Origin of the sequence: Pseudoalteromonas sp. N1230-9, from assembly GCF_032716425.1 — a bacterium.
In the GTDB taxonomy this organism is placed as follows: Bacteria; Pseudomonadota; Gammaproteobacteria; order Enterobacterales; family Alteromonadaceae; genus Pseudoalteromonas.
Map to the genome: position 1 here is coordinate 3,164,408 of NZ_CP090419.1, position 18,425 is coordinate 3,182,832.

Sequence of the window (18,425 nt, forward strand, 5' to 3'; positions counted from 1 at the left end):
TCAAGGATGAGGTCATGTCGTGGTTCAAAGAGTTATGGCAAAATAGCCGCGAGAAAGGTTTATATTATGAAAAGCAAGCCGAAAGCTACCTGAAGCAGCACGGCTTAAAAACCATTGAGTGTAATTACTTATGCCAATATGGTGAGCTTGATCTCATTATGCGAGAAGGCAATACACTCGTATTTGTCGAAGTGAAGTTTCGAAAGAACAAACTTCGTGGTGGCGCGAATTATGCGCTTAGCCAACAAAAGCAGCAACGGCTTAGGCGAACTATCGCCCATTACCTTGCAGATAAAAAATTACCCAACCAGAGTATGCGCATTGATTACGTCGCCATAACAGGTGAACAAGATAGTGAAATAAACTGGTTTAGAAATGTATATTAACATCAAAGGCTAACAAGCCTTATTGGTAGGTTATGCAAGAAACTATTAAAAAGATTTTTACCGAAAATATTCAAGTCCAAATAGCCGCTGGTGAAGTTTTGCCAAGTGCTCTTGAGTCTGCAGCATTTACCATTGCACAAAGTCTTATAAATGGAAATAAGTTACTTTGCTGCGGTACCGCTAACTGTCATATGCTTGCACAACATATGGCAGGCTTACTTATTAACTTTTATGAAACTGAACGCCCTTGCCTACCCGCTGTTGCGCTTGCGCAAGAGCAAGTTAACCTTGGCCAAAGCAATCATAACGATGAACATGAAGCTTTTGCGAGACAAATTCGCGCTTTTGCTCAAGAAGGTGACTTATTACTCGCTATTGCAGTGAATGGCAATGAGAAACAAATTATTTCTGCTGTAGAGGCTGCACTAACCCGCGATATGAAAGTCATTGTATTAGTCGGTGACGATGGCGGAGAGTTAGTTGGTTTATTAGGCCCTAACGATGTAGAGATCCGTGTCCCTTCAAAACGCCCAAGTCGAATTGTTGAATCTCATCTCGTTAATTTACACTGCTTAGGTGAGCTTATTGATTTAACCTTATTCCCACAGGAAGAAAACAATGTTTAAACAGTCTCTTATTGTCATAAGTACCGTATTACTTCTACAGGGTTGCGCTGCAGCAGTCGTTGCTGGCACAGCAGGTGCTGTCACCTCAGCCAATGATCGCCGTACAATAGGCTCACAAATTGATGACAACAACATTGAAATTAAAAGCTCTATTGCTATAAGTGAAAATGAGCGCCTGCACAAATTTGCCAATGTAAATGTAATCAGTGTGAATGGTATTGTACTGATGATTGGGCAAGTTGCTAACCAAGAAATGAAAAACGAAGCACAACGTGCTATCGAAGGCGTGGATGGCATACGTAAAATTCATAACCAAATTCGTATAAGCTCAAATATTGGTATGAGTACACAAACTCACGACTCATGGCTAACATCAAAAGTAAAAACGCAATTACTCACCACAGAGAACATCAGTAGCAATAATATAAAAGTGGTCACAGAGAATGGCGAAGTCTTTTTAATGGGCTTAGTGAGCAATACAGAAGCTAATTTAGCCGTTGAAGTAGCACGTAATGTTTCAGGTGTTGAACGAGTCATTAAGGTATTCGAATACCTATAACTTTCGCCACTAATAATAAAAAACCCGCTTCAAAAGCGGGTTTTTTGTAAGTCTGAAAGGTTATTTAATCACTCGTAAGTGAGACCCTTTTTTCTTCTCTGGTTTAGTCGGCGGCTCATCATCTGGCGTAATATCGTCAGGAGTTTCAACACTTTCTAATACCGGAGCAAACTCTTCTTCGTCCTCGATGAATTCTTCTGCAGTAAATACAGTCCCTTCACCATTCTCACGTGCGTAAATTGCGAGTACAGCGCCCATAGGTACGTATACTTGCATAGGCTGTCCACCAAAGCGTGCATTAAAGCTTAGCTGTTGGTTATCCATAGCAAAATTTGTAACTGCCGATGGGCTAATGTTTAAAACGATCTGACCGTCTTGAACAAACTGAGTTGGCACTTGTACAGCAGGAAAATCAGCGTTCACAACTAAATGTGGTGTGCACTGATTATCAACAATCCAATCAAAGAAAGCGCGTAGTAAATAAGGACGATTAGGCGTCATTATAAACGGATCTCACGCTCAGCTTCAGTGAGTGAAGCTTGGAATGATTCACGCTCAAATAAACGCAACATGTATTCTTTAAGCTCTTTCGCGCCTGCACCAGTAAGCTCAATACCAAGTTCTGGTAAACGCCAAAGTAGTGGTGCTAAGTAACAATCAACTAGGCTGAACTCTTCACTCATGAAGTAAGGAGCTTCAGAGAAGATAGGAGCAATTGCAAGTAATGCTTCTGTCAGCTCTTTACGCGCTTGAGCTGCTTCACTGCTACCGCTTGAAATTTTGTTAGCTAAGCTATACCAGTCAGTATCAATGCGATGCATCATTAGACGACTACGGCCACGCATAACCGGATAAACTGGCATTAGTGGAGGATGAGGAAAACGTTCATCAAGGTATTCCATGATGATGTTTGCCTGATATAAACCAAGCTCACGATCGATCAGTGTGGGTACTGTACCGTAAGGGTTAATTTCATGAAGTGCTTCTGGCAGGTTATCCTTTTCAGCCAGGTGAATGTCAACACTTACACCTTTTTCAGCAAGTACAATACGTACTTGATGGCTATACATACAGTTAGCACCAGAAAACAGGGTCATTACAGGGCGCTTATTGGCAGCTACGGCCATGCCTACCTCCATTATATTACAAAAACAGCAATAGGGGCTTAAGCCCCTATCACAAAATTACCTTTCAACATGCCCAGGATTAGTGAACATCTCTCCAGTATTCTTTCTTCAGCATGAATGCCAAGATAAATAGAATCACTAGGAAACCAATTACCTTAAGACCTAACGCTTCTGACTCTAAACGTGACGGTTCGCCAACATAAGCCAAGAAGTTAGTTAAGTCACGAGCAGCACGGTCGTACTCATCGTCACTCATTTCACCGGTACCATCTGTTTCAGTGCCAACAACTTTAGTCACAGTATGACCATGTTCTTCGACTTCTTCAGTGATTGGTGTTGGTAAGCCCTGTAGCTCTTGAAGAACATGAGGCATACCTACCGATGGGAAAACAATATTATTTACGCCAAACGGACGTGATTCATCTTTATAGAACGACTTCAGATATGTATAAATCCAGTCAGTTCCACGAACACGTGCTACAAGTGTTAAGTCTGGTGGCGCAGCACCAAACCACTTAGCAGCATCTTCTTTACCGATCGCGTTTTTGATATGGCTACCTACTTTTGAACCGTCAAAAATAAGTTGTTCTTGACCAATTTCAGTAGGAATACCGATATCGCGGAACGTACGTTCATAACGCTGATACTGCATTTGGTGACAACCAAGACAGTAGTTCATGAACAATTTAGCACCACGTTGTAAAGACGCATTGTCTTTTAGGTCAATGTTCGCATCCATTAACGGAACCGAAGGACCTGCTGCCATTGTCAACGATGGCAACAATGCGAATAAACCGATAATTAGCTTTTTCATCATTTCGTCAACCTCGTTGGTAATGGCTTAGTTTTCTCATTCTTACTGTAAACAAATAACAATACGAAGAACATGAAGTATGTCACAGTCGTGATTTGTGATAACAGCGTTTTGAAATCAGTTTGTGGTGTTGCACCAACCCAACCCAAGATAATGAAAGTTACCACGAATTGAGCAATGTTTAACTTGTGTAAGCCACAACGATAACGAATAGAGCGAACCGAACCACGGTCAATCCAAGGTAGTAACGCAAGCACTACGATAGATGCACCCATCGCGATAACACCAATTAGTTTATCTGGGATAGCACGCAGAATCGCATAGAATGGCGTGAAGTACCAAACAGGGAAAATGTGCTCAGGTGTTTTCAGTGGGTTCGCAGCTTCGAAGTTTGGCGCTTCTAAGAAGAAACCATTCATCGCTGGCATAAAGAATACAACCCAACAGAATAAGATTAAGAAACCAACCACACCCACAATATCTTTCACTGTGTAGTAAGGGTGGAACGGGATTGCATCAACAATGTCTTTCTTGTTGGTGTAATACTCGTGGAATTTGAATTTAGGTTTATCTTCTTCAGCAACAGAACCTTTCTTACGCTTGATTTCAACACCATCTGGGTTGTTTGAACCCACTTCGTGAAGTGCAACAATGTGTAAGAATACTAAAATAACGATAACTAAAGGTAACGCAATTACGTGAAGTGCGAAGAAGCGGTTAAGCGTTGCACCAGAGATTACGTAGTCACCACGGATCCAAAGCGTTAAGTCATCACCAATAACCGGAATCGCACCGAATAGTGAAATGATTACCTGTGCCCCCCAGAAAGACATTTGTCCCCAAGGAAGTAAGTAACCCATGAAAGCTTCAGCCATAAGTGCTAAGAAGATGAACATACCGAATAACCACAGTAACTCACGTGGTTTTTGGTAAGAGCCGTAGATCATGCCACGGAACATGTGCAGATAAACAACGATAAAGAACGCTGAAGCACCTGTTGAGTGAAGGTAACGAAGTAACCAGCCGTATTCAACATCACGCATGATGTATTCTACCGATGCGAAAGCACCCTCAGCAGACGGCACAAAGTTCATTGTTAACCAAATACCCGTTACGATTTGGTTAACAAGTACTAACATGGCTAATGAGCCAAAGAAGTACCAGAAGTTAAAGTTTTTTGGTGCTGGATACTGTGCGATATGCATGTTCCAAACACGTGTCATTGGAATACGATCGTCGATCCAACCAATAATTTTACCAAACATTATGCCACTCCTTCTTCTTCACCGACTAAGATAGTCGTGTCATCAATGAAGGTGTACGGAGGGATTTCTAGATTTAATGGCGCAGGTACAGATTGGAATACACGACCAGCCATATCAAATTTAGAACCATGACACGGACAGAAGAAACCGTCATCTGTGCCCTCTACTTTTTCACCAAAGCCACCTTGTAAGAAGCTCGGAGAACAACCTAAGTGTGTACAAATACCCACAGCAACGAAAATCTCTGGTCGTTGTGAACGGTATTCATTGGTTGATGATTCAGGTTGTTGAGGCTCTTCAGATGCAGGATCACGAAGTTGACCTTCATGCTCTTTCATCTGTTCAAGCATTCTCGGGGTACGTGATATAACCCATACAGGCTTACCACGCCACTCGACACGTATTAATTGTCCTGACTCAAGCTTGCTGATATCTACTTCTACAGGCGCACCCGCAGATTTAGCTCGCTCACTTGGATTCCAAGACGCAATAAAAGGAACAGCAGCCCCAGCCGCACCAACACCACCAACAACAGAGGTAGCTATGGTTAAAAAGCGACGTCGGCCATTGTCTACAGGCGCATTGCTCATCCACTTATCTCCACTATGATTCCCAACACTTGCCATATTGAGAACATCAGTTACAGCAGGTTAATTTTTAGAAATTTCAAAATAGACGCGATCATAATTAAAAGCCTTGATTAAAACAAGGTTATTCACAGTCTCATGCTTGAATAAACCCGTTTTAATACTTTATTAATTTGGGTTAGCTCGAGTATGAAGCCGCTATTTATGATAACGCATATAAAAAAACAATATACTGACCAAGATCAACCTCACTAAGAGGAAACAGAATTCTGTATTAGCTGTTGTTGAACTCACTCACATTACTTGCCCTCCAATTGTAGCAAAAAAATTCATCAATTAACTGATGGATTTAAGCTAATTTTGCTAAATCATGAAGTTTTTTTACTGTAATACGTAGGAATTACTAAGAGCGGTTAAATATCGAGCGAAAAAATGAAACATCTGTGCGTAAAGGATGCTTGATTTTGCTCCCCCTCTATAACGAATTGAGAGTCAGCCACTTAAAGTGAGGAATGAGAATATGGTTTGTGAGTTAACCGTGGCGGCTGAATAAATCAATACACTTTTTACACGAAAACAAAAAACCCAGCCGAAGCTGGGTTTTTGGTATTCTGATAAACGTAAATATTAACGTTTTGAGAATTGTGGACGCTTACGTGCTTTCTTAAGACCCACTTTCTTACGCTCAACTTTACGTGCATCACGTGTAACGAAACCTGCTTTACGAAGTGTAGGACGTAGTGACTCGTCAAACTCCATAAGTGCGCGAGTGATACCGTGACGGATAGCACCAGCTTGACCAGTAGTACCACCACCTGAAACAGTGATGTGTAGGTCAAACTTTTCAGTCATTTCTACGTGCTCTAATGCTTGACGAACAACCATGCGAGCAGTCTCACGACCAAAGTACTCTTCTAGAGAGCGCTTGTTGATTACGATGTTACCAGTGCCTGGGCGTAAGAATACGCGAGCACTTGAACTTTTACGACGACCTGTACCGTAGTATTGATTTGCCATGATAGTGCTCCTTAAATGTCTAGAACCTGAGGCTGTTGTGCAGCATGGTTGTGCTCAGTACCCGCGTAAACTTTAAGTTTACGGTACATTGCGCGGCCTAAAGGACCACGTGGCAACATGCCTTTAACAGCTTTTTCGATAATCATTTCAGGCTTTGCAGCTTGAAGCTTGTCGAAAGTAGTAGACTTAAGACCACCTGGGAAACCAGTATGAGCGTGGTACATTTTGTCTTTTGCTTTATTACCAGTAACAGTCACTTTCTCTGCGTTGATAACGATGATGTAATCACCAGTATCTACGTGAGGAGTGTACTCAGCTTTATGCTTACCGCGTAGGCGACGAGCGATTTCAGTAGCGATGCGACCTAAAGTTTTACCTTCAGCGTCAACTACGTACCAGTCACGTTTTACTGTTTCTGGCTTAGCAACAAACGTTTTCATTTATTAAAATCCAATGTTTTCTTATTTAAAACCACAGGTAATTATCATTAATTACCGCTCTAAGTTGAATGCTTTAACCCCTTCGAGTTTAAGACTTTGAGCCATCAATTAGAGGCTAAACTAATATCAGGCAATAGAACGCAACGTGGCAGACGCGGGAGTATACCAGCACTTAAACCACATTGCTATATGATGGTCGTTTTTTATTCTAAAAAATAAAGCATAGCCGCTAGGCTTGTCAGGCACATTTCAATGAAAGAAATTGCGCCAACAGCTTTATGCCAACAGCTTTATGCCAAATGCTCTTTTGCTAAATATTCGAGCGATTGCATTTCTTGTAATCGGCTAATGCAACGCTTAAATTCAAAATTTAAATTTCCCTCGCTATACAACTCTGTAATTGGCTTTTCAGCGGAGATAATCAGGGTTACATGACGCTCATAAAATTCATCCACTAAGGCGATAAAACGACGTGCCGCATCATCATTAGCCTGACCAAGTGCTTTTACGTTCGACAAAATCACCGTATTATAAAGTCGGCTTATTTCCATATAATCGACTTGGCTGCGAGCTGTTTCGCACAGTTCACTAAACTCAAACATGGCAATACAGTCTGAAACTTTACGGGTTTTGATCATCCGCCCTTCAATTTCAATTGCCTTATCAAGCACACCTGGCTCAGGCGACAATTTATCGAAATATTCAAATAAATTTTCATCAGCCTGCTTATCAAGCGGGCTATGGAAAATCTCAGCCTGCTCTAGTGTACGTAATCGATAATCAATACCAGAATCAACATTGACGATTTCGGTATTCGCTTTTACCAACTCAATCGCTGGTAAAAAACGGGCCCGTTGTAAACCGTTACGATACAACTCATCAGGCACAATGTTTGACGTCGCAACGAGCACAATGCCGCGTTCAAATAATGCTTCCATCAAACCACCTAGCAGCATTGCATCGGTAATATCTTGTACAAAGAACTCATCGAAACAGATAATGTCTGTTTCGGACTTAAAGATATCGGCAACAACGTTCAATGGATTACGGGTGTTTTTTAACTTTTTAAGCTCATCATGCACGCGATGCATAAAACGGTGAAAGTGCACACGCATTTTACGTTCGGTGGGTAAAGCTTCGTAAAACGTATCAACTAAATAGGTCTTACCTCTGCCCACTCCACCCCAAAAATACAGCCCTTTTATGCTAGGCGTGCTATCTTTAGAGAATAGTTTGGCAAACCATCCCTTCGCGGCGGGTTTGTCTGCCGTTAGGTCATCATAGAGTCTTTGCAAATGGCGCACTGCATTTTCTTGCGCTGCATCATGTACAAAGTCTTCTCGCTGTAAATCTTGTTGGTATTTTTGCCAAGGAGTCATAGGTCGTTACAATAAAACACAGTTAAATTTGCACAGTATATTAACACGCATCGTATCTCAGGGTATATTAACCCGCAGTATGATTTCACAATCACATTAAGCTTTTTTTAATATAGATTGGACTATAAAGGCTTCAACAGCATAGTTTTTGTTATTTTTCCCAAAGGGGTAGATTTATGGGTACTATTACCTGGATAGGTATTTTAATCATTGTTGCAATCTCGGCATTCTTCATTGGCGCATTTGTAACTAAAAAGCAATTTAAACAAGACGAATTAGAAGAGCAAGTTGAACAAGCCAACAATGCACTTGAGCAATATCGCCAAGATGTTGCTGATCATCTCGCAAGCACAGGTAAACTAGTATCTAAAATGAAGGATAACTATGACCAATTGCTTAACCATGTTGAAGAAACAAATAAGTTATTACTTGCTGATAAGAAGCAGCACCCTGCTGAGCCTTTCTTTTCGAAAGAAACCACTGAGCAGCTACAAAATTCATTAAAAGATCGCAGCAGCGATCGCTCAAACGCCGAGGCTCAGCCAGCTGACTACGTTGTTGGTGAGAGTGGCTTGTTTGCCGGTGAAAATAAAGTTTCAGAACATTCTAAAGCCTCTTGATGAACTTTTTTTTGACCCCATAGTCTTTAGGTATAACAGCTTTATATCTAAACCAAGAAAAGGGCTGCTTACGCAGCCTTTTTCTTTTTGGGCGAGTTAACATCAAAAATTAACACGCCTCATTTGCTTTAACTCTGAAATCTCTGAAGTGGAGTAAACCCAGACTATGAAAATGAAATTATCTGTTATTAGTGCTGCCCTTTTGTCGTCAAGCTTATTATTGAGTCCGGCGATTGCTACTGCAAAACTTCCTATTGCAGTTAATGGTCAACAGTTACCTACCTTAGCGCCTATGCTTGAACAGATCACCCCTGGGGTTGTCAGTATCCAAGTTTCTGGCTCAAAAGAAGTACGCCGCCGTGCAACACCCTTTGATGACTTTTTTGGTGTCCCCCGAGGTGGTAGCCAAAAACGCCAGTTTAGCGGTCTTGGGTCAGGTGTAATCATTGATGCAAAAGAGGGTTATGTAGTCACCAACAACCATGTGATCGAAGACGCAGAAAAAATGGTCGTCACGTTAGAGGACGGTCGTGAGTATGAAGCAACAAAAATCGGTAGTGATAAAGAGTCTGATGTCGCATTGCTGCAAATTGATGCCGAAGACTTAACAGCCCTGAAGATTGCCGATTCAGATAAACTTCGTGTGGGTGACTTTGCCGTTGCGATTGGTAACCCATTTGGTTTAAGTCACACCGTGACATCAGGTATCGTCAGTGCCCTTGGCCGCAGCGGTTTAAATATAGAAGGCTATGAAGACTTTATTCAAACCGATGCTGCTATTAACCAAGGTAACTCTGGCGGCGCCTTAGTTAACCTAAATGGTGAACTAATTGGTATCAATACGGCTATCTTAGGCGCCTCAGGCGGTAACGTAGGTATTGGTTTTGCCATTCCATCAACCATGATGAAAAACCTTGTTGACCAAATTATTGAGCACGGTGAGGTTCGACGTGGCTCACTAGGTATTTCAGGTCGTCCACTTGATGCAGGCCTTGCTAAAGCGCAAAAGCTCGATGTGAAACAAGGTGCTTATGTGATGCAAGTAATGGATGATACCGCAGCGAGTAAAGCAGGCATAAAGGCTGGTGATGTCATTATTAGTGTTGATGGTAGCGAGATCAGTGGTTTTCATGAACTGCGCAGTAAGATAGCTACCCTAGGTGAAGGTAAAAAAGTCAAACTGGGCATTTATCGTGATGGTAAAGTTAAAACAGTGAGCGTTACCTTAGATGGTGCAGCAAGCTCAGTGTCCGCTGGCGAAGAAACCCACCCTGCTTTCCAAGGCGCAACCCTTGAAAACACGCAAAAAAGTGATGGTAAAGGCGTAGAGGTTACCTCGGTAGAAGCTCGCTCACCAGCAGCACGAGTAGGCTTGGAAGAGGGAGATGTGATCATGCAAGTCAACCGACAACGCGTTGAGAATATCCGAGATATGCACAAGATTATTGAAAACACCCAAGGCAATATTGTCCTAGGTGTAAAACGTGGAAGAGAGCTTATTTTTGTTCTTATCCAATAAACTTAATTGATTAATCATGAAAAAATAACAGTGGTGCTTGCCGCTGTTATTTTTTTTGTGCCATCATTAAGGGATTGCTCACTGATAATAAGAATACTGTGCTTAAACTTTTAAAATTTATTCTTCCACCACTTTTCACAGGCTTAGGCATTGCCTTTTTAGTCGTTTTGCTCAGTCCTACGATGCGCGCGGCGCTGTTTCCGAATGTCAGCCTACCGGATGCAATATCAACTCAACATATGAGTTTTGCGGATGCAGTCCATCGTGCTGCTCCTTCGGTAGTGACTATTTTTTCAGAAAGCATCAGTAATCAACCTCGTTATAAGCGACAAAATACCATTCAAGAGCTTGGTTCTGGTGTAATCATGTCGCAAGACGGGTATATTTTAACGAATTATCATGTCATTAATAATGCCGATCAAATCATTGTTATTTTAACTGATGGTCGTCGCTTTTATGATGTTCAGTTAATTGGCTTTGATACAATCACAGACTTGGCCTTATTAAAGATCAATTCTGATCATTTACCTGTTATCCCGATTAATGATGACTTCAAGCCTCGCGTTGGTGATGTTGTTTTAGCGATAGGTAACCCACTTAATTTAGGGCAAACAATTACTCAAGGTATTATCAGTGCAACAGGAAAACAAAAAATTACAGATAGTCCTTACAATAACTTGCTCCAGATGGACGCTGCGATAAACGTGGGTAACTCGGGTGGTGCATTAGTTAATTCTCGGGGTGATTTAGTTGGTATTACTTCTGCACAATTTAAAACCCGTGAAAATTTAGATATACAAGGTATTTTCTTTGCAGTGCCCTACTCACTGGCAAAGGATATTATGGACAAGCTGATTAAACATGGTCGTGTTGTCAGAGGCTATCTTGGCTTTACAGGTACGGCTGTTGATAGCACGGGTAAAGATGTGAGTGACAGCTACACACCCGTCACTGGAATGCGTATTAATAACCTCGATCCCCTAGGCCCTGCTTGGCAAGCGGGTATTAAAGAGCAAGATATTGTGATTAAGATCGCCGGCTTATCGGTCGCTAACCCACAGCAGGTTCTCGAAAAAATCGGGAACACCGAACCTGGCAAAGAAATTGAATTTGAGCTCTACCGTGATGGTAAAATATTGAAAATCATGGTGACAGTTGCTGAACTCGAAACCAAATTATAAGCACAAAAAAGGCCTAACTTAGTATTAGGCCTTTTTTACACTTAACGTTCTCTAACTAATTTGAGCGGCGCTTAATATTAGCGCCTAGCGCACTAAGTTTATCCTCAATGCGCTGGTAACCACGATCAACGTGGTAAATACGATCAACAATCGTCTCACCTTGCGCTACAATCCCCGTTAAGATAAGGCTCGCTGAAGCGCGTAGATCCGTTGCCATTACTTGTGCACCTGACAACTTATCGGTATCTCCACAAATCGCTGTATTGCCCTCTAAACGAATATTAGCCCCCATACGCTGCAACTCAGGCACGTGCATAAAACGGTTTTCGAAGATCGTTTCTGTGATTGTTGCACTGCCTTTTGCCACAACATTAAGTGCGGTAAATTGTGCTTGCATATCTGTTGGAAAACCTGGGTGTGGCATGGTTTTGATATTCACGGCTTTTAAATCACGGTCGCGCATATCTAGATAAATACTGTTATCTGTCACTTCAACCAATGCATTAGTGGCACGCAGTTTTTCAATCACAGGATCAAGGCTATGGTAGTGGGTATTTTTACACAGTACCTCGCCACCGGCCATTGCCGCAGCAACCAAGAAAGTGCCTGTCTCAATACGATCTGGCAATATGCTATATTCACAGCCAGAAAGCGACTCAACGCCTTCAATTTCGATTCGGCTCGTACCTGCGCCAGTGATCTTTGCGCCCATTGCGATTAAGCAATTAGCAAGATCGGTAATTTCAGGCTCACGGGCTGCATTCTCAAGTACAGTTTTACCATCAGCCAGCGTTGCCGCCATTAATAAGTTTTCAGTAGCGCCGACACTGACCATTTCCATGAAAATCTCAGCACCTTTTAAGCGACCGTCGACTTTGGCATTTATATAACCGTTTTCAACCTTAATCGCCGCGCCCATGCGCTCAAGACCCTGAATATGGATATCAACAGGACGAGCACCAATTGCACAGCCGCCAGGCAATGAAACTTGAGCTTCGCCAAAACGCGCAACCAGCGGCCCTAAAGCTAAAACCGAGGCACGCATCTGCTTAACTAATTCATAAGGTGCAAGTGTCTTATTGACTGTTGCGCCATCAATTACAAGCTTATCTTGTTGCCACTCTACATTTGCGCCCAGCGTTTTTAACAAGGCTTCTGTGGTACCGATATCGCGCAAGCGAGGAACATTACTAAAGGTACTTTTGCCCTGCCCTAACAGTGCAGCAAAAAGGATTGGCAGAGCGGCGTTTTTAGCGCCAGAGATAGTGACTTCACCAGCCAGTGATGTACCACCTTGAATAACAAATTGATCCATGAGGAGGTCCTGTGACTATTGTGGAAGTATAAATTTTTGTTCGCGTTTCCACTCTGTTGGTGTAAATGCTTTGATTGACACTGCGTGGATGGTACCGTCTGAGATAGTCGCCATTAATGGAGCATATACCAGTTGCTGCTTTTTAACGCGAGATAAACCATCAAAACACTCACCAACAGCAATCACTTCATAGTGGCTACCGTTTGCTTTAACAATTACTTCATCTAATTTTAATTCGTCGCGTAATAACGTTTCGACTTGGCTTGTTTCCATAAATCTCACTCAAAAAGGTTTGTGACCTGACCTAATTGCATTAATTTCTGCAGTTGATCAGGGCTGTTTTTCAGCTCAAGGCGCACACCTTGCTGCTTTAATTCTGCGAAAGAATGAATTAACCAAGCTAAGCCCGCCGTGTCAACCCTAGAGACCTCAGAAAGGTCAAAATACCATGTTTTATGCTTAGTTTGTGGCTTCATATTCAGAAGTCGTTCATGGCTGATAGAATTTCGAGTCAGTTCACCGCTAACTCGAAATTGGTCATCGTCGAGTTGAGTAATCGATACTTTACTCATTCCCACCTTCACCTCTAAATTGCACTGGCAGTTGGCTCTTTTGCTCTAGTAAGTCACTCACATGCTCAATACCTTGCTGACGTAAGATACCTTGAAACTCACTTTGCTTTGCATCCAGTAAACTGATCCCTTCTGCAATCATGTCGTAAGCGCGCCAATCACCATCACGATCTTCACGTACTTTAAAATCAATTTTGATATCAGGTTTGCCCGACTCTACAATTTTTGTCTTAACTAAAACAACGTCTTGACCTTTAAAAGGCTGAGCAGGGCCAAACTCTACACTTTGATTGGTATATTGTGTGAATACACCTGCATACGTCGCAATTAAATACTTTTGAAACACGTCAATAAAGCGCTGTAACTCTTTAATTGCTTTTTCTTTTTCAGCCTTATCCTCGATTGCTCTTACTTTTGAAACATGATTACCCAAAACACGAAGCGCTGCGTATTTATAATCAATGTATGGCATCAACTCTTCTTCAACGATAACACGCAAGTGCTCTTTGTCTTTGGCAATTAATGGCTGATCTTTAGTAATACGTGCGAATGTATTGTCAGACACTTCACGCACCATTTTATATGGATCTTTTAAATCGACGGTTGGTTCTGCCGCGTTGGCACTTAGTGCACATACAGCACTTAAACATAACAAAAATTTCTTAAACATAATTACTCACCACCCTGGTTGAATAAGAACTGACCGATTAGCTCTTCAAGTACTAATGCTGATTTAGTATCAGTAATGTAATCACCATCAGCTAATGCTTTACTCTCGACACCAAATAGTTCATCTAAGCCTGCATCTTGCTCATCGGCAGTCACTTCACTTCCCATACAACGTTGCTCAGCTGACTGTGGCGCAATAACAGGATTAATACCTAAATATTGCTCACCCAAAATACCTGACGTTAAAATAGAGATTGATGTCGTGTCCGAAAACTTACATAAATAGTTCGCATCAATAGCCATGTTAACCACAGGAACAAACTCTTTAGGATGAATTGAGATAGACTCGACACGACCCACAACAACCCCCCCCACTTTTATTGGCGCACGCGCTTTTAAAGAGCCAATATTTTCAAACTTTGCATTAAGCTGGTAGGTCTCACCACTGCCGCTGATCCCCGCATTGGCGACTTTAAATGCTAATAACGCAAATGCAGCAATACCAAGGGCTACAAAAAAGCCAACTAAAATTTCTAATTTCCGTGAATTCATCTTTATACCCTAATTAGCTGGTAAACATTACCGCTGTTAAAATAAAGTCAAAACCTAATACTGCCAGTGACGAGTGCACAACGGTTTCTGTTGTGGCTTTGCTTATCCCTTCTGAGGTTGGGATACAGTCATACCCTTTATAAAGAGCAATCCAAGTCACGATCATGGCAAAAACAAAACTTTTAATCATGCCGTTTACTATATCTTGTTGGAACGACACCTGCGATTGCATGATTGACCAGAAGCTCCCTGAGTCAACACCAAGCCAATCAACACCCACTAAATGAGCGCCTATAATAGCTACCGCAGAAAAGATAAGTGCCAATATGGGCATGCTAATGAAACCAGCCCAAAATCGAGGCGCAATAATTCGCTTGAGCGGATCAATTGCCATCATCTCTAGACTCGATAGTTGCTCGGTTGCTTTCATTAAACCGATTTCCGCCGTTAAAGCACTTCCCGCTCTACCAGCAAAAAGCAGTGCTGTAACCACAGGCCCAAGCTCACGCAATAAACTAAGTGCAACCAATGGACCTAAACTGTCCTCAGCACCATAACCAACCAATACAGTGTAGCCTTGGAGCGCAAGTACCATACCTATAAATAAGCCTGACACCATAATAATAAGCAGCGATTGCGACCCCACCATATACAACTGGCGTATAAGTAAAGGTGTGCCCTTTTTAAAGTTTGGCTTGTTAACTAAGGCGCCAAATAGCATTTGTGTAGAACGACCCAGTGCAGCAAAACGCCCTAAGGTTTTATGTCCTAGCTTTTGCAAAAGATCAAACATTGCGCACTCCTAATAACTCTTCACTGTATTCAGGAGCTGGGTAATGAAAAGGCACGGGGCCATCAGACAAACCTTTTAAGAATTGTTGTACTAATTCAGACTCGTGGTTCTGCATTTGCTCAGGGGAACCTTCGCCTATCACCCCTTGTTCAGCAATTATAATAACATGGTCTGCAATGCTTAAAACTTCAGTGACATCATGGGTAACAATTAAAGAGGATAAACCGAGCACCTGATTAAGTGATTTTATGAGTTTCACTAACACCCCCATCGAAATAGGATCTTGGCCAGCAAAAGGCTCATCATACATAATGAGTTCAGGATCAAGTGCAATAGAGCGCGCTAGTGCAGCACGCCTTGCCATACCACCCGATAATTCAGATGGCATCAAATCTTGCGCACCACGTAAACCAACGGCTTGTAGTTTCATTAACACGACAAGACGAATTAAGTCTTCACTGAGTTGCGTGTGTTCACGTAAAGGAAAAGCAATGTTATCAAATACAGTCATATCAGTGAACAAAGCGCCACTTTGAAATAACATGCTCATTTTTGTACGGGCAGCATAAAGTGCCTTGCGCGACATACTAGGGATACTCTGCCCTTCGAACAAAATGTCACCCGAGTCAGGCTTAAGTTGGCCACCGATTAAGCGTAACATGGTGGTTTTACCAATGCCGCTTGGTCCCATAATAGCGGTGATTTTGCCTTTCGGAATGTTAAAAGTCATATTTTTATATATGATTCTATCGCCCCGTGAAAAGGTTACATCCTTGATTTCTACTATTGATTGCGACAAGTCGCTCTCCATAACTTTTTTCACTAGTTTTGCCATTTTAAGGGTTTTTTAGTCAAGATGGAAAAAACAAATCGTAAAATTTTGTAATATTTTCTATCGAAATAATCTATATTAGAAATGTCGAACTTAATACACGCTTAAATTTAGTTTCCAAAAAACACCCATTTAAAACATTCAGTCTATTCTTTTACTTATACTTTCAGGTTTGCTTTTGTTACTATTTGCAGTCATCTGTTTAAGTAATATTGGCGTATAAAAATGGTGACTTCTTTTGTCATTTTAATTATTGGTTTTGCCGCACTTGTATGGAGTGCAGACCGTTTTGTTTACGGGGCAGCGGCACTGGCAAAAAACATGGGGATCCCAACCCTAATCATTGGCCTTACGGTTGTTGCCATGGGTTCATCGGCACCAGAAATGATGGTATCAGCATCAGCAGCCCTTGCAGGCAAAACAGATACCGCTGTAGGTAATGCTGTTGGCTCTAATATTACTAACATCCTACTAGTATTAGGCATTACTGCACTATTAAGACCTTTATCTGTCTCTTCTACAACACTCAAACGTGAGATGCCGTTAGTACTCTTAGTGTCAGTTGCTTCTTGGTATATATTCTCTGATAACTTCTTTTCATTTGGTGAAGGTATTGCGCTATTTGTTGGCTTTATTGTTTTCCTTGTAGGCTTAGTTATTATTTCTTTAAGGGATAAAAACCAAGCGGATGACCCTTTCGTCTCTGAAGCATGTGAAGATATCCCCGATAATGTTTCTACAGGCTCAGCTTTGTTTTGGCTTGTTGTGGGTATGATCCTTCTTCCTATCAGTTCACACTTTCTGGTTGGCTCGGCAGTAGATATTGCAAAATACTTTGGCTTAAGCGACTTGGTGATTGGGTTGACCATCATTGCTATTGGCACCAGTTTACCTGAACTAGCAGCCTGTATTGCAGGTGTACTAAAGAATGAGGATGATTTAGCCTTAGGTAATATTGTTGGCTCGAACTTATTCAATCTGTTGGCAGTATTGCCCCTAGCAGGGATTATCAACCCATCAATCATCGACCCTTCAGCGGCAAACCGAGATGCTCTGATTATGATTGGCGCAACCATTGCTTTAATCGCCATGTCATTGAACTTAAGAGGTGCTCGTCGTATCAATAGAATCGAAGGTGGTTTATTGTTAGTCGCATTTATTGCATACCAAGGCTATATTTTCAGCCAAATAGGATAACAAATGACGCAGCAAAGCTTTATTGCGCAAGGTAAGCGAGTTCTTGAAGTTGAAGCGCAAGCATTAAGAGAAATTGAACAGTATATCAATGCTGATTTCGAACATGCCTGCCAATTAATGTTTCATTGCACAGGGCGTATTATTGTCATAGGTATGGGTAAATCAGGCCATATCGGCAACAAAATAGCCGCTACATTAGCAAGTACAGGCACCCCTGCATTTTTTGTTCACCCAGGTGAAGCGAGTCATGGTGACTTAGGTATGATCACACGTGAAGATGTTGTGATGTGCATTTCAAATTCAGGTGAAACCAGTGAAGTGCTTGGTATTATTCCTGTTATTAAACGTATTGGCGCAAAAATGATATCTCTAACAGGTAACCCTAACTCAACTATGGGGAAGCTATCGGATGTCCATGTGTGCATCAAAGTTAGCCAAGAAGCGTGTCCATTGGGCCTCGCCCCTACTGCCAGCACCACTGCGACATTAGTTATGGGCGATGCGATAGCCGTTGCCCTACTCGAAGCGCGCGGTTTTACTGCCGATGATTTTGCTTTATCTCACCCAGGGGGGAGCCTAGGTAAGCGCTTATTACTGAGCCTTGAAGACGTCATGCATACTGGCAGTGCCACACCTATCGTTACCGAGTCCCAAAGCGTTAAAGATGCGCTGATAGAAATGTCAGCCAAAGGCCTTGGTATGACAGCCATTGTCGATGAAAACAAAAAGCTTGCAGGTCTGTTTACTGACGGTGATTTACGCCGTATTTTAGAGCAACGCGTCGATATTCATAACACATCGATTAGCCAAGTAATGACACGCTCATGCACCACCGCACATGCAGATATGCTCGCTGCGGAAGCATTGAATATTATGGAACGAAAACGCATTAACGGTTTAATAATAATAGATGAAAGTAATACACCGATTGGCGCACTTAATATGCAAGACCTTTTAAAAGCAGGGGTACTTTAA

At 41.9% G+C, this 18,425-nt stretch carries 23 protein-coding genes; 8 read left to right on the plus strand and 15 right to left on the minus strand.

Going from position 1 to position 18,425, the window contains the following annotated elements:
- The first annotated feature begins 14 nt into the window (after positions 1–14).
- Genes LY624_RS14660 through dolP form a run of 3 tightly spaced genes read left to right on the plus strand, consistent with a single transcriptional unit; the run spans position 15 to position 1,571 of the window.
- A complete protein-coding gene (locus LY624_RS14660; RefSeq protein ID WP_237120040.1) occupies positions 15–386 on the plus strand; it encodes a YraN family protein in 372 nt (123 codons plus the stop codon).
- A gap of 32 nt (positions 387–418) precedes the next feature.
- Positions 419–1,012: an SIS domain-containing protein gene (locus LY624_RS14665; protein WP_130149371.1), complete on the plus strand. Its 594-nt coding sequence runs from the start codon at positions 419–421 to the stop codon at positions 1,010–1,012.
- Complete coding sequence (dolP, locus tag LY624_RS14670; RefSeq protein WP_062568580.1) at positions 1,005–1,571, plus strand: division/outer membrane stress-associated lipid-binding lipoprotein; 567 nt, start codon at positions 1,005–1,007, stop codon at positions 1,569–1,571. Before LY624_RS14665 ends, dolP begins: the two co-directional genes overlap by 8 nt.
- A 60-nt stretch (positions 1,572–1,631) precedes the next feature.
- Here the strand turns inward: dolP and LY624_RS14675 are convergent, their stop codons facing one another.
- The 8 genes from LY624_RS14675 to zapE all read right to left on the minus strand — a co-directional run bounded on the left by LY624_RS14675 (position 1,632) and on the right by zapE (position 8,200).
- Positions 1,632–2,072, minus strand: a complete 441-nt coding sequence (locus LY624_RS14675; RefSeq protein WP_062568579.1) for a ClpXP protease specificity-enhancing factor — start codon at positions 2,070–2,072, stop codon at positions 1,632–1,634.
- A complete protein-coding gene (gene sspA / locus LY624_RS14680; RefSeq protein WP_062568578.1) occupies positions 2,072–2,698 on the minus strand; it encodes a stringent starvation protein SspA in 627 nt (208 codons plus the stop codon). Before sspA ends, LY624_RS14675 begins: the two co-directional genes overlap by 1 nt.
- Before the next feature lie 79 nt (positions 2,699–2,777).
- Positions 2,778–3,515, minus strand: a complete 738-nt coding sequence (locus LY624_RS14685) for a cytochrome c1 (RefSeq protein ID WP_062568577.1) — start codon at positions 3,513–3,515, stop codon at positions 2,778–2,780.
- Entirely contained in the window at positions 3,512–4,777 is a 1,266-nt protein-coding gene (locus LY624_RS14690) for a cytochrome b (protein WP_062568576.1), read from the minus strand. The genes LY624_RS14685 and LY624_RS14690 overlap by 4 nt, the downstream gene beginning before the upstream one ends.
- A complete protein-coding gene (gene petA, locus LY624_RS14695; protein WP_062568575.1) occupies positions 4,777–5,367 on the minus strand; it encodes a ubiquinol-cytochrome c reductase iron-sulfur subunit in 591 nt (196 codons plus the stop codon). The genes LY624_RS14690 and petA overlap by 1 nt, the downstream gene beginning before the upstream one ends.
- A 624-nt stretch (positions 5,368–5,991) precedes the next feature.
- Complete coding sequence (rpsI, locus tag LY624_RS14700) at positions 5,992–6,384, minus strand: 30S ribosomal protein S9 (RefSeq protein WP_095209788.1); 393 nt, start codon at positions 6,382–6,384, stop codon at positions 5,992–5,994.
- Between the two features lie 8 nt (positions 6,385–6,392).
- Complete coding sequence (rplM, locus tag LY624_RS14705) at positions 6,393–6,821, minus strand: 50S ribosomal protein L13 (protein ID WP_062568574.1); 429 nt, start codon at positions 6,819–6,821, stop codon at positions 6,393–6,395.
- A 290-nt stretch (positions 6,822–7,111) separates the two neighbouring features.
- On the minus strand, positions 7,112–8,200 hold the full coding sequence (gene zapE, locus LY624_RS14710; protein ID WP_193987850.1) for a cell division protein ZapE: 1,089 nt from the start codon (positions 8,198–8,200) through the stop codon (positions 7,112–7,114).
- 176 nt (positions 8,201–8,376) lie between these two features.
- Between zapE and LY624_RS14715 the strand changes: the two genes are divergently transcribed.
- The 3 genes from LY624_RS14715 (at position 8,377) to LY624_RS14725 (ending at position 11,520) form a co-directional block, all read left to right on the plus strand.
- Positions 8,377–8,820, plus strand: coding sequence for a YhcB family protein (locus tag LY624_RS14715; protein WP_062568572.1), 444 nt, complete (start codon positions 8,377–8,379; stop codon positions 8,818–8,820).
- A 166-nt stretch (positions 8,821–8,986) separates the two neighbouring features.
- Positions 8,987–10,339, plus strand: a complete 1,353-nt coding sequence (locus tag LY624_RS14720) for a Do family serine endopeptidase (RefSeq protein ID WP_062568571.1) — start codon at positions 8,987–8,989, stop codon at positions 10,337–10,339.
- Positions 10,340–10,437: 98 nt separating this feature from the next.
- Positions 10,438–11,520 (plus strand): trypsin-like peptidase domain-containing protein, encoded by a 1,083-nt coding sequence (locus LY624_RS14725; RefSeq protein ID WP_130149369.1) that lies wholly within the window; start codon positions 10,438–10,440, stop codon positions 11,518–11,520.
- A gap of 55 nt (positions 11,521–11,575) precedes the next feature.
- On the opposite strand, the gene murA is transcribed toward LY624_RS14725, so the two are convergent.
- The 7 genes from murA to LY624_RS14760 are packed head-to-tail and all read right to left on the minus strand — an operon-like array spanning position 11,576 to position 16,232.
- Complete coding sequence (gene murA / locus LY624_RS14730) at positions 11,576–12,835, minus strand: UDP-N-acetylglucosamine 1-carboxyvinyltransferase (protein WP_341803314.1); 1,260 nt, start codon at positions 12,833–12,835, stop codon at positions 11,576–11,578.
- Between the two features lie 15 nt (positions 12,836–12,850).
- The gene (locus LY624_RS14735) at positions 12,851–13,108 is read right to left on the minus strand and encodes a BolA family protein (RefSeq protein ID WP_062568568.1); all 258 of its coding nucleotides are present in this window, start codon (positions 13,106–13,108) and stop codon (positions 12,851–12,853) included.
- A gap of 5 nt (positions 13,109–13,113) precedes the next feature.
- Positions 13,114–13,407 (minus strand): STAS domain-containing protein, encoded by a 294-nt coding sequence (locus LY624_RS14740; protein ID WP_130149368.1) that lies wholly within the window; start codon positions 13,405–13,407, stop codon positions 13,114–13,116.
- On the minus strand, positions 13,400–14,077 hold the full coding sequence (locus LY624_RS14745; protein WP_237120041.1) for an MlaC/ttg2D family ABC transporter substrate-binding protein: 678 nt from the start codon (positions 14,075–14,077) through the stop codon (positions 13,400–13,402). The genes LY624_RS14740 and LY624_RS14745 overlap by 8 nt, the downstream gene beginning before the upstream one ends.
- A 2-nt stretch (positions 14,078–14,079) precedes the next feature.
- Complete coding sequence (gene mlaD, locus LY624_RS14750; protein ID WP_130149366.1) at positions 14,080–14,628, minus strand: outer membrane lipid asymmetry maintenance protein MlaD; 549 nt, start codon at positions 14,626–14,628, stop codon at positions 14,080–14,082.
- Positions 14,629–14,641: 13 nt separating this feature from the next.
- Positions 14,642–15,421 (minus strand): lipid asymmetry maintenance ABC transporter permease subunit MlaE, encoded by a 780-nt coding sequence (gene mlaE / locus LY624_RS14755; RefSeq protein ID WP_062568564.1) that lies wholly within the window; start codon positions 15,419–15,421, stop codon positions 14,642–14,644.
- Positions 15,414–16,232 carry an ATP-binding cassette domain-containing protein gene (locus LY624_RS14760; RefSeq protein ID WP_130149631.1) on the minus strand — a complete coding sequence of 273 codons (819 nt, stop codon included), beginning with the start codon at positions 16,230–16,232 and terminating at the stop codon, positions 15,414–15,416. The genes mlaE and LY624_RS14760 overlap by 8 nt, the downstream gene beginning before the upstream one ends.
- 246 nt (positions 16,233–16,478) lie before the next feature.
- On the opposite strand from LY624_RS14760, the gene LY624_RS14765 reads away from it, so the two are divergent.
- On the plus strand, positions 16,479–17,450 hold the full coding sequence (locus LY624_RS14765) for a calcium/sodium antiporter (protein WP_130149365.1): 972 nt from the start codon (positions 16,479–16,481) through the stop codon (positions 17,448–17,450).
- A gap of 3 nt (positions 17,451–17,453) precedes the next feature.
- Positions 17,454–18,425 carry a KpsF/GutQ family sugar-phosphate isomerase gene (locus tag LY624_RS14770; protein ID WP_062568561.1) on the plus strand — a complete coding sequence of 324 codons (972 nt, stop codon included), beginning with the start codon at positions 17,454–17,456 and terminating at the stop codon, positions 18,423–18,425.

Bases quoted from the DNA above. Each gene is read 5' to 3' on its own strand.
- petA (WP_062568575.1), bottom strand. From the start codon at position 5,367: ATGAGCAATGCGCCTGTAGACAATGGCCGACGTCGCTTTTTAACCATA.
- LY624_RS14675 (WP_062568579.1), bottom strand. From the start codon at position 2,072: ATGACGCCTAATCGTCCTTATTTACTACGCGCTTTCTTTGATTGGATT.
- LY624_RS14735 (WP_062568568.1), bottom strand. From the start codon at position 13,108: ATGGAAACAAGCCAAGTCGAAACGTTATTACGCGACGAATTAAAATTA.
- LY624_RS14770 (WP_062568561.1), top strand. From the start codon at position 17,454: ATGACGCAGCAAAGCTTTATTGCGCAAGGTAAGCGAGTTCTTGAAGTT.
- LY624_RS14760 (WP_130149631.1), bottom strand. From the start codon at position 16,232: ATGGAGAGCGACTTGTCGCAATCAATAGTAGAAATCAAGGATGTAACC.
- LY624_RS14720 (WP_062568571.1), top strand. From the start codon at position 8,987: ATGAAAATGAAATTATCTGTTATTAGTGCTGCCCTTTTGTCGTCAAGC.
- LY624_RS14660 (WP_237120040.1), top strand. From the start codon at position 15: ATGTCGTGGTTCAAAGAGTTATGGCAAAATAGCCGCGAGAAAGGTTTA.
- LY624_RS14740 (WP_130149368.1), bottom strand. From the start codon at position 13,407: ATGAGTAAAGTATCGATTACTCAACTCGACGATGACCAATTTCGAGTT.
- LY624_RS14665 (WP_130149371.1), top strand. From the start codon at position 419: ATGCAAGAAACTATTAAAAAGATTTTTACCGAAAATATTCAAGTCCAA.
- LY624_RS14685 (WP_062568577.1), bottom strand. From the start codon at position 3,515: ATGATGAAAAAGCTAATTATCGGTTTATTCGCATTGTTGCCATCGTTG.
- rplM (WP_062568574.1), bottom strand. From the start codon at position 6,821: ATGAAAACGTTTGTTGCTAAGCCAGAAACAGTAAAACGTGACTGGTAC.
- sspA (WP_062568578.1), bottom strand. From the start codon at position 2,698: ATGGCCGTAGCTGCCAATAAGCGCCCTGTAATGACCCTGTTTTCTGGT.
- mlaD (WP_130149366.1), bottom strand. From the start codon at position 14,628: ATGAATTCACGGAAATTAGAAATTTTAGTTGGCTTTTTTGTAGCCCTT.
- mlaE (WP_062568564.1), bottom strand. From the start codon at position 15,421: ATGTTTGATCTTTTGCAAAAGCTAGGACATAAAACCTTAGGGCGTTTT.
- dolP (WP_062568580.1), top strand. From the start codon at position 1,005: ATGTTTAAACAGTCTCTTATTGTCATAAGTACCGTATTACTTCTACAG.
- LY624_RS14765 (WP_130149365.1), top strand. From the start codon at position 16,479: ATGGTGACTTCTTTTGTCATTTTAATTATTGGTTTTGCCGCACTTGTA.
- zapE (WP_193987850.1), bottom strand. From the start codon at position 8,200: ATGACTCCTTGGCAAAAATACCAACAAGATTTACAGCGAGAAGACTTT.
- LY624_RS14715 (WP_062568572.1), top strand. From the start codon at position 8,377: ATGGGTACTATTACCTGGATAGGTATTTTAATCATTGTTGCAATCTCG.
- LY624_RS14745 (WP_237120041.1), bottom strand. From the start codon at position 14,077: ATGTTTAAGAAATTTTTGTTATGTTTAAGTGCTGTATGTGCACTAAGT.
- murA (WP_341803314.1), bottom strand. From the start codon at position 12,835: ATGGATCAATTTGTTATTCAAGGTGGTACATCACTGGCTGGTGAAGTC.
- LY624_RS14690 (WP_062568576.1), bottom strand. From the start codon at position 4,777: ATGTTTGGTAAAATTATTGGTTGGATCGACGATCGTATTCCAATGACA.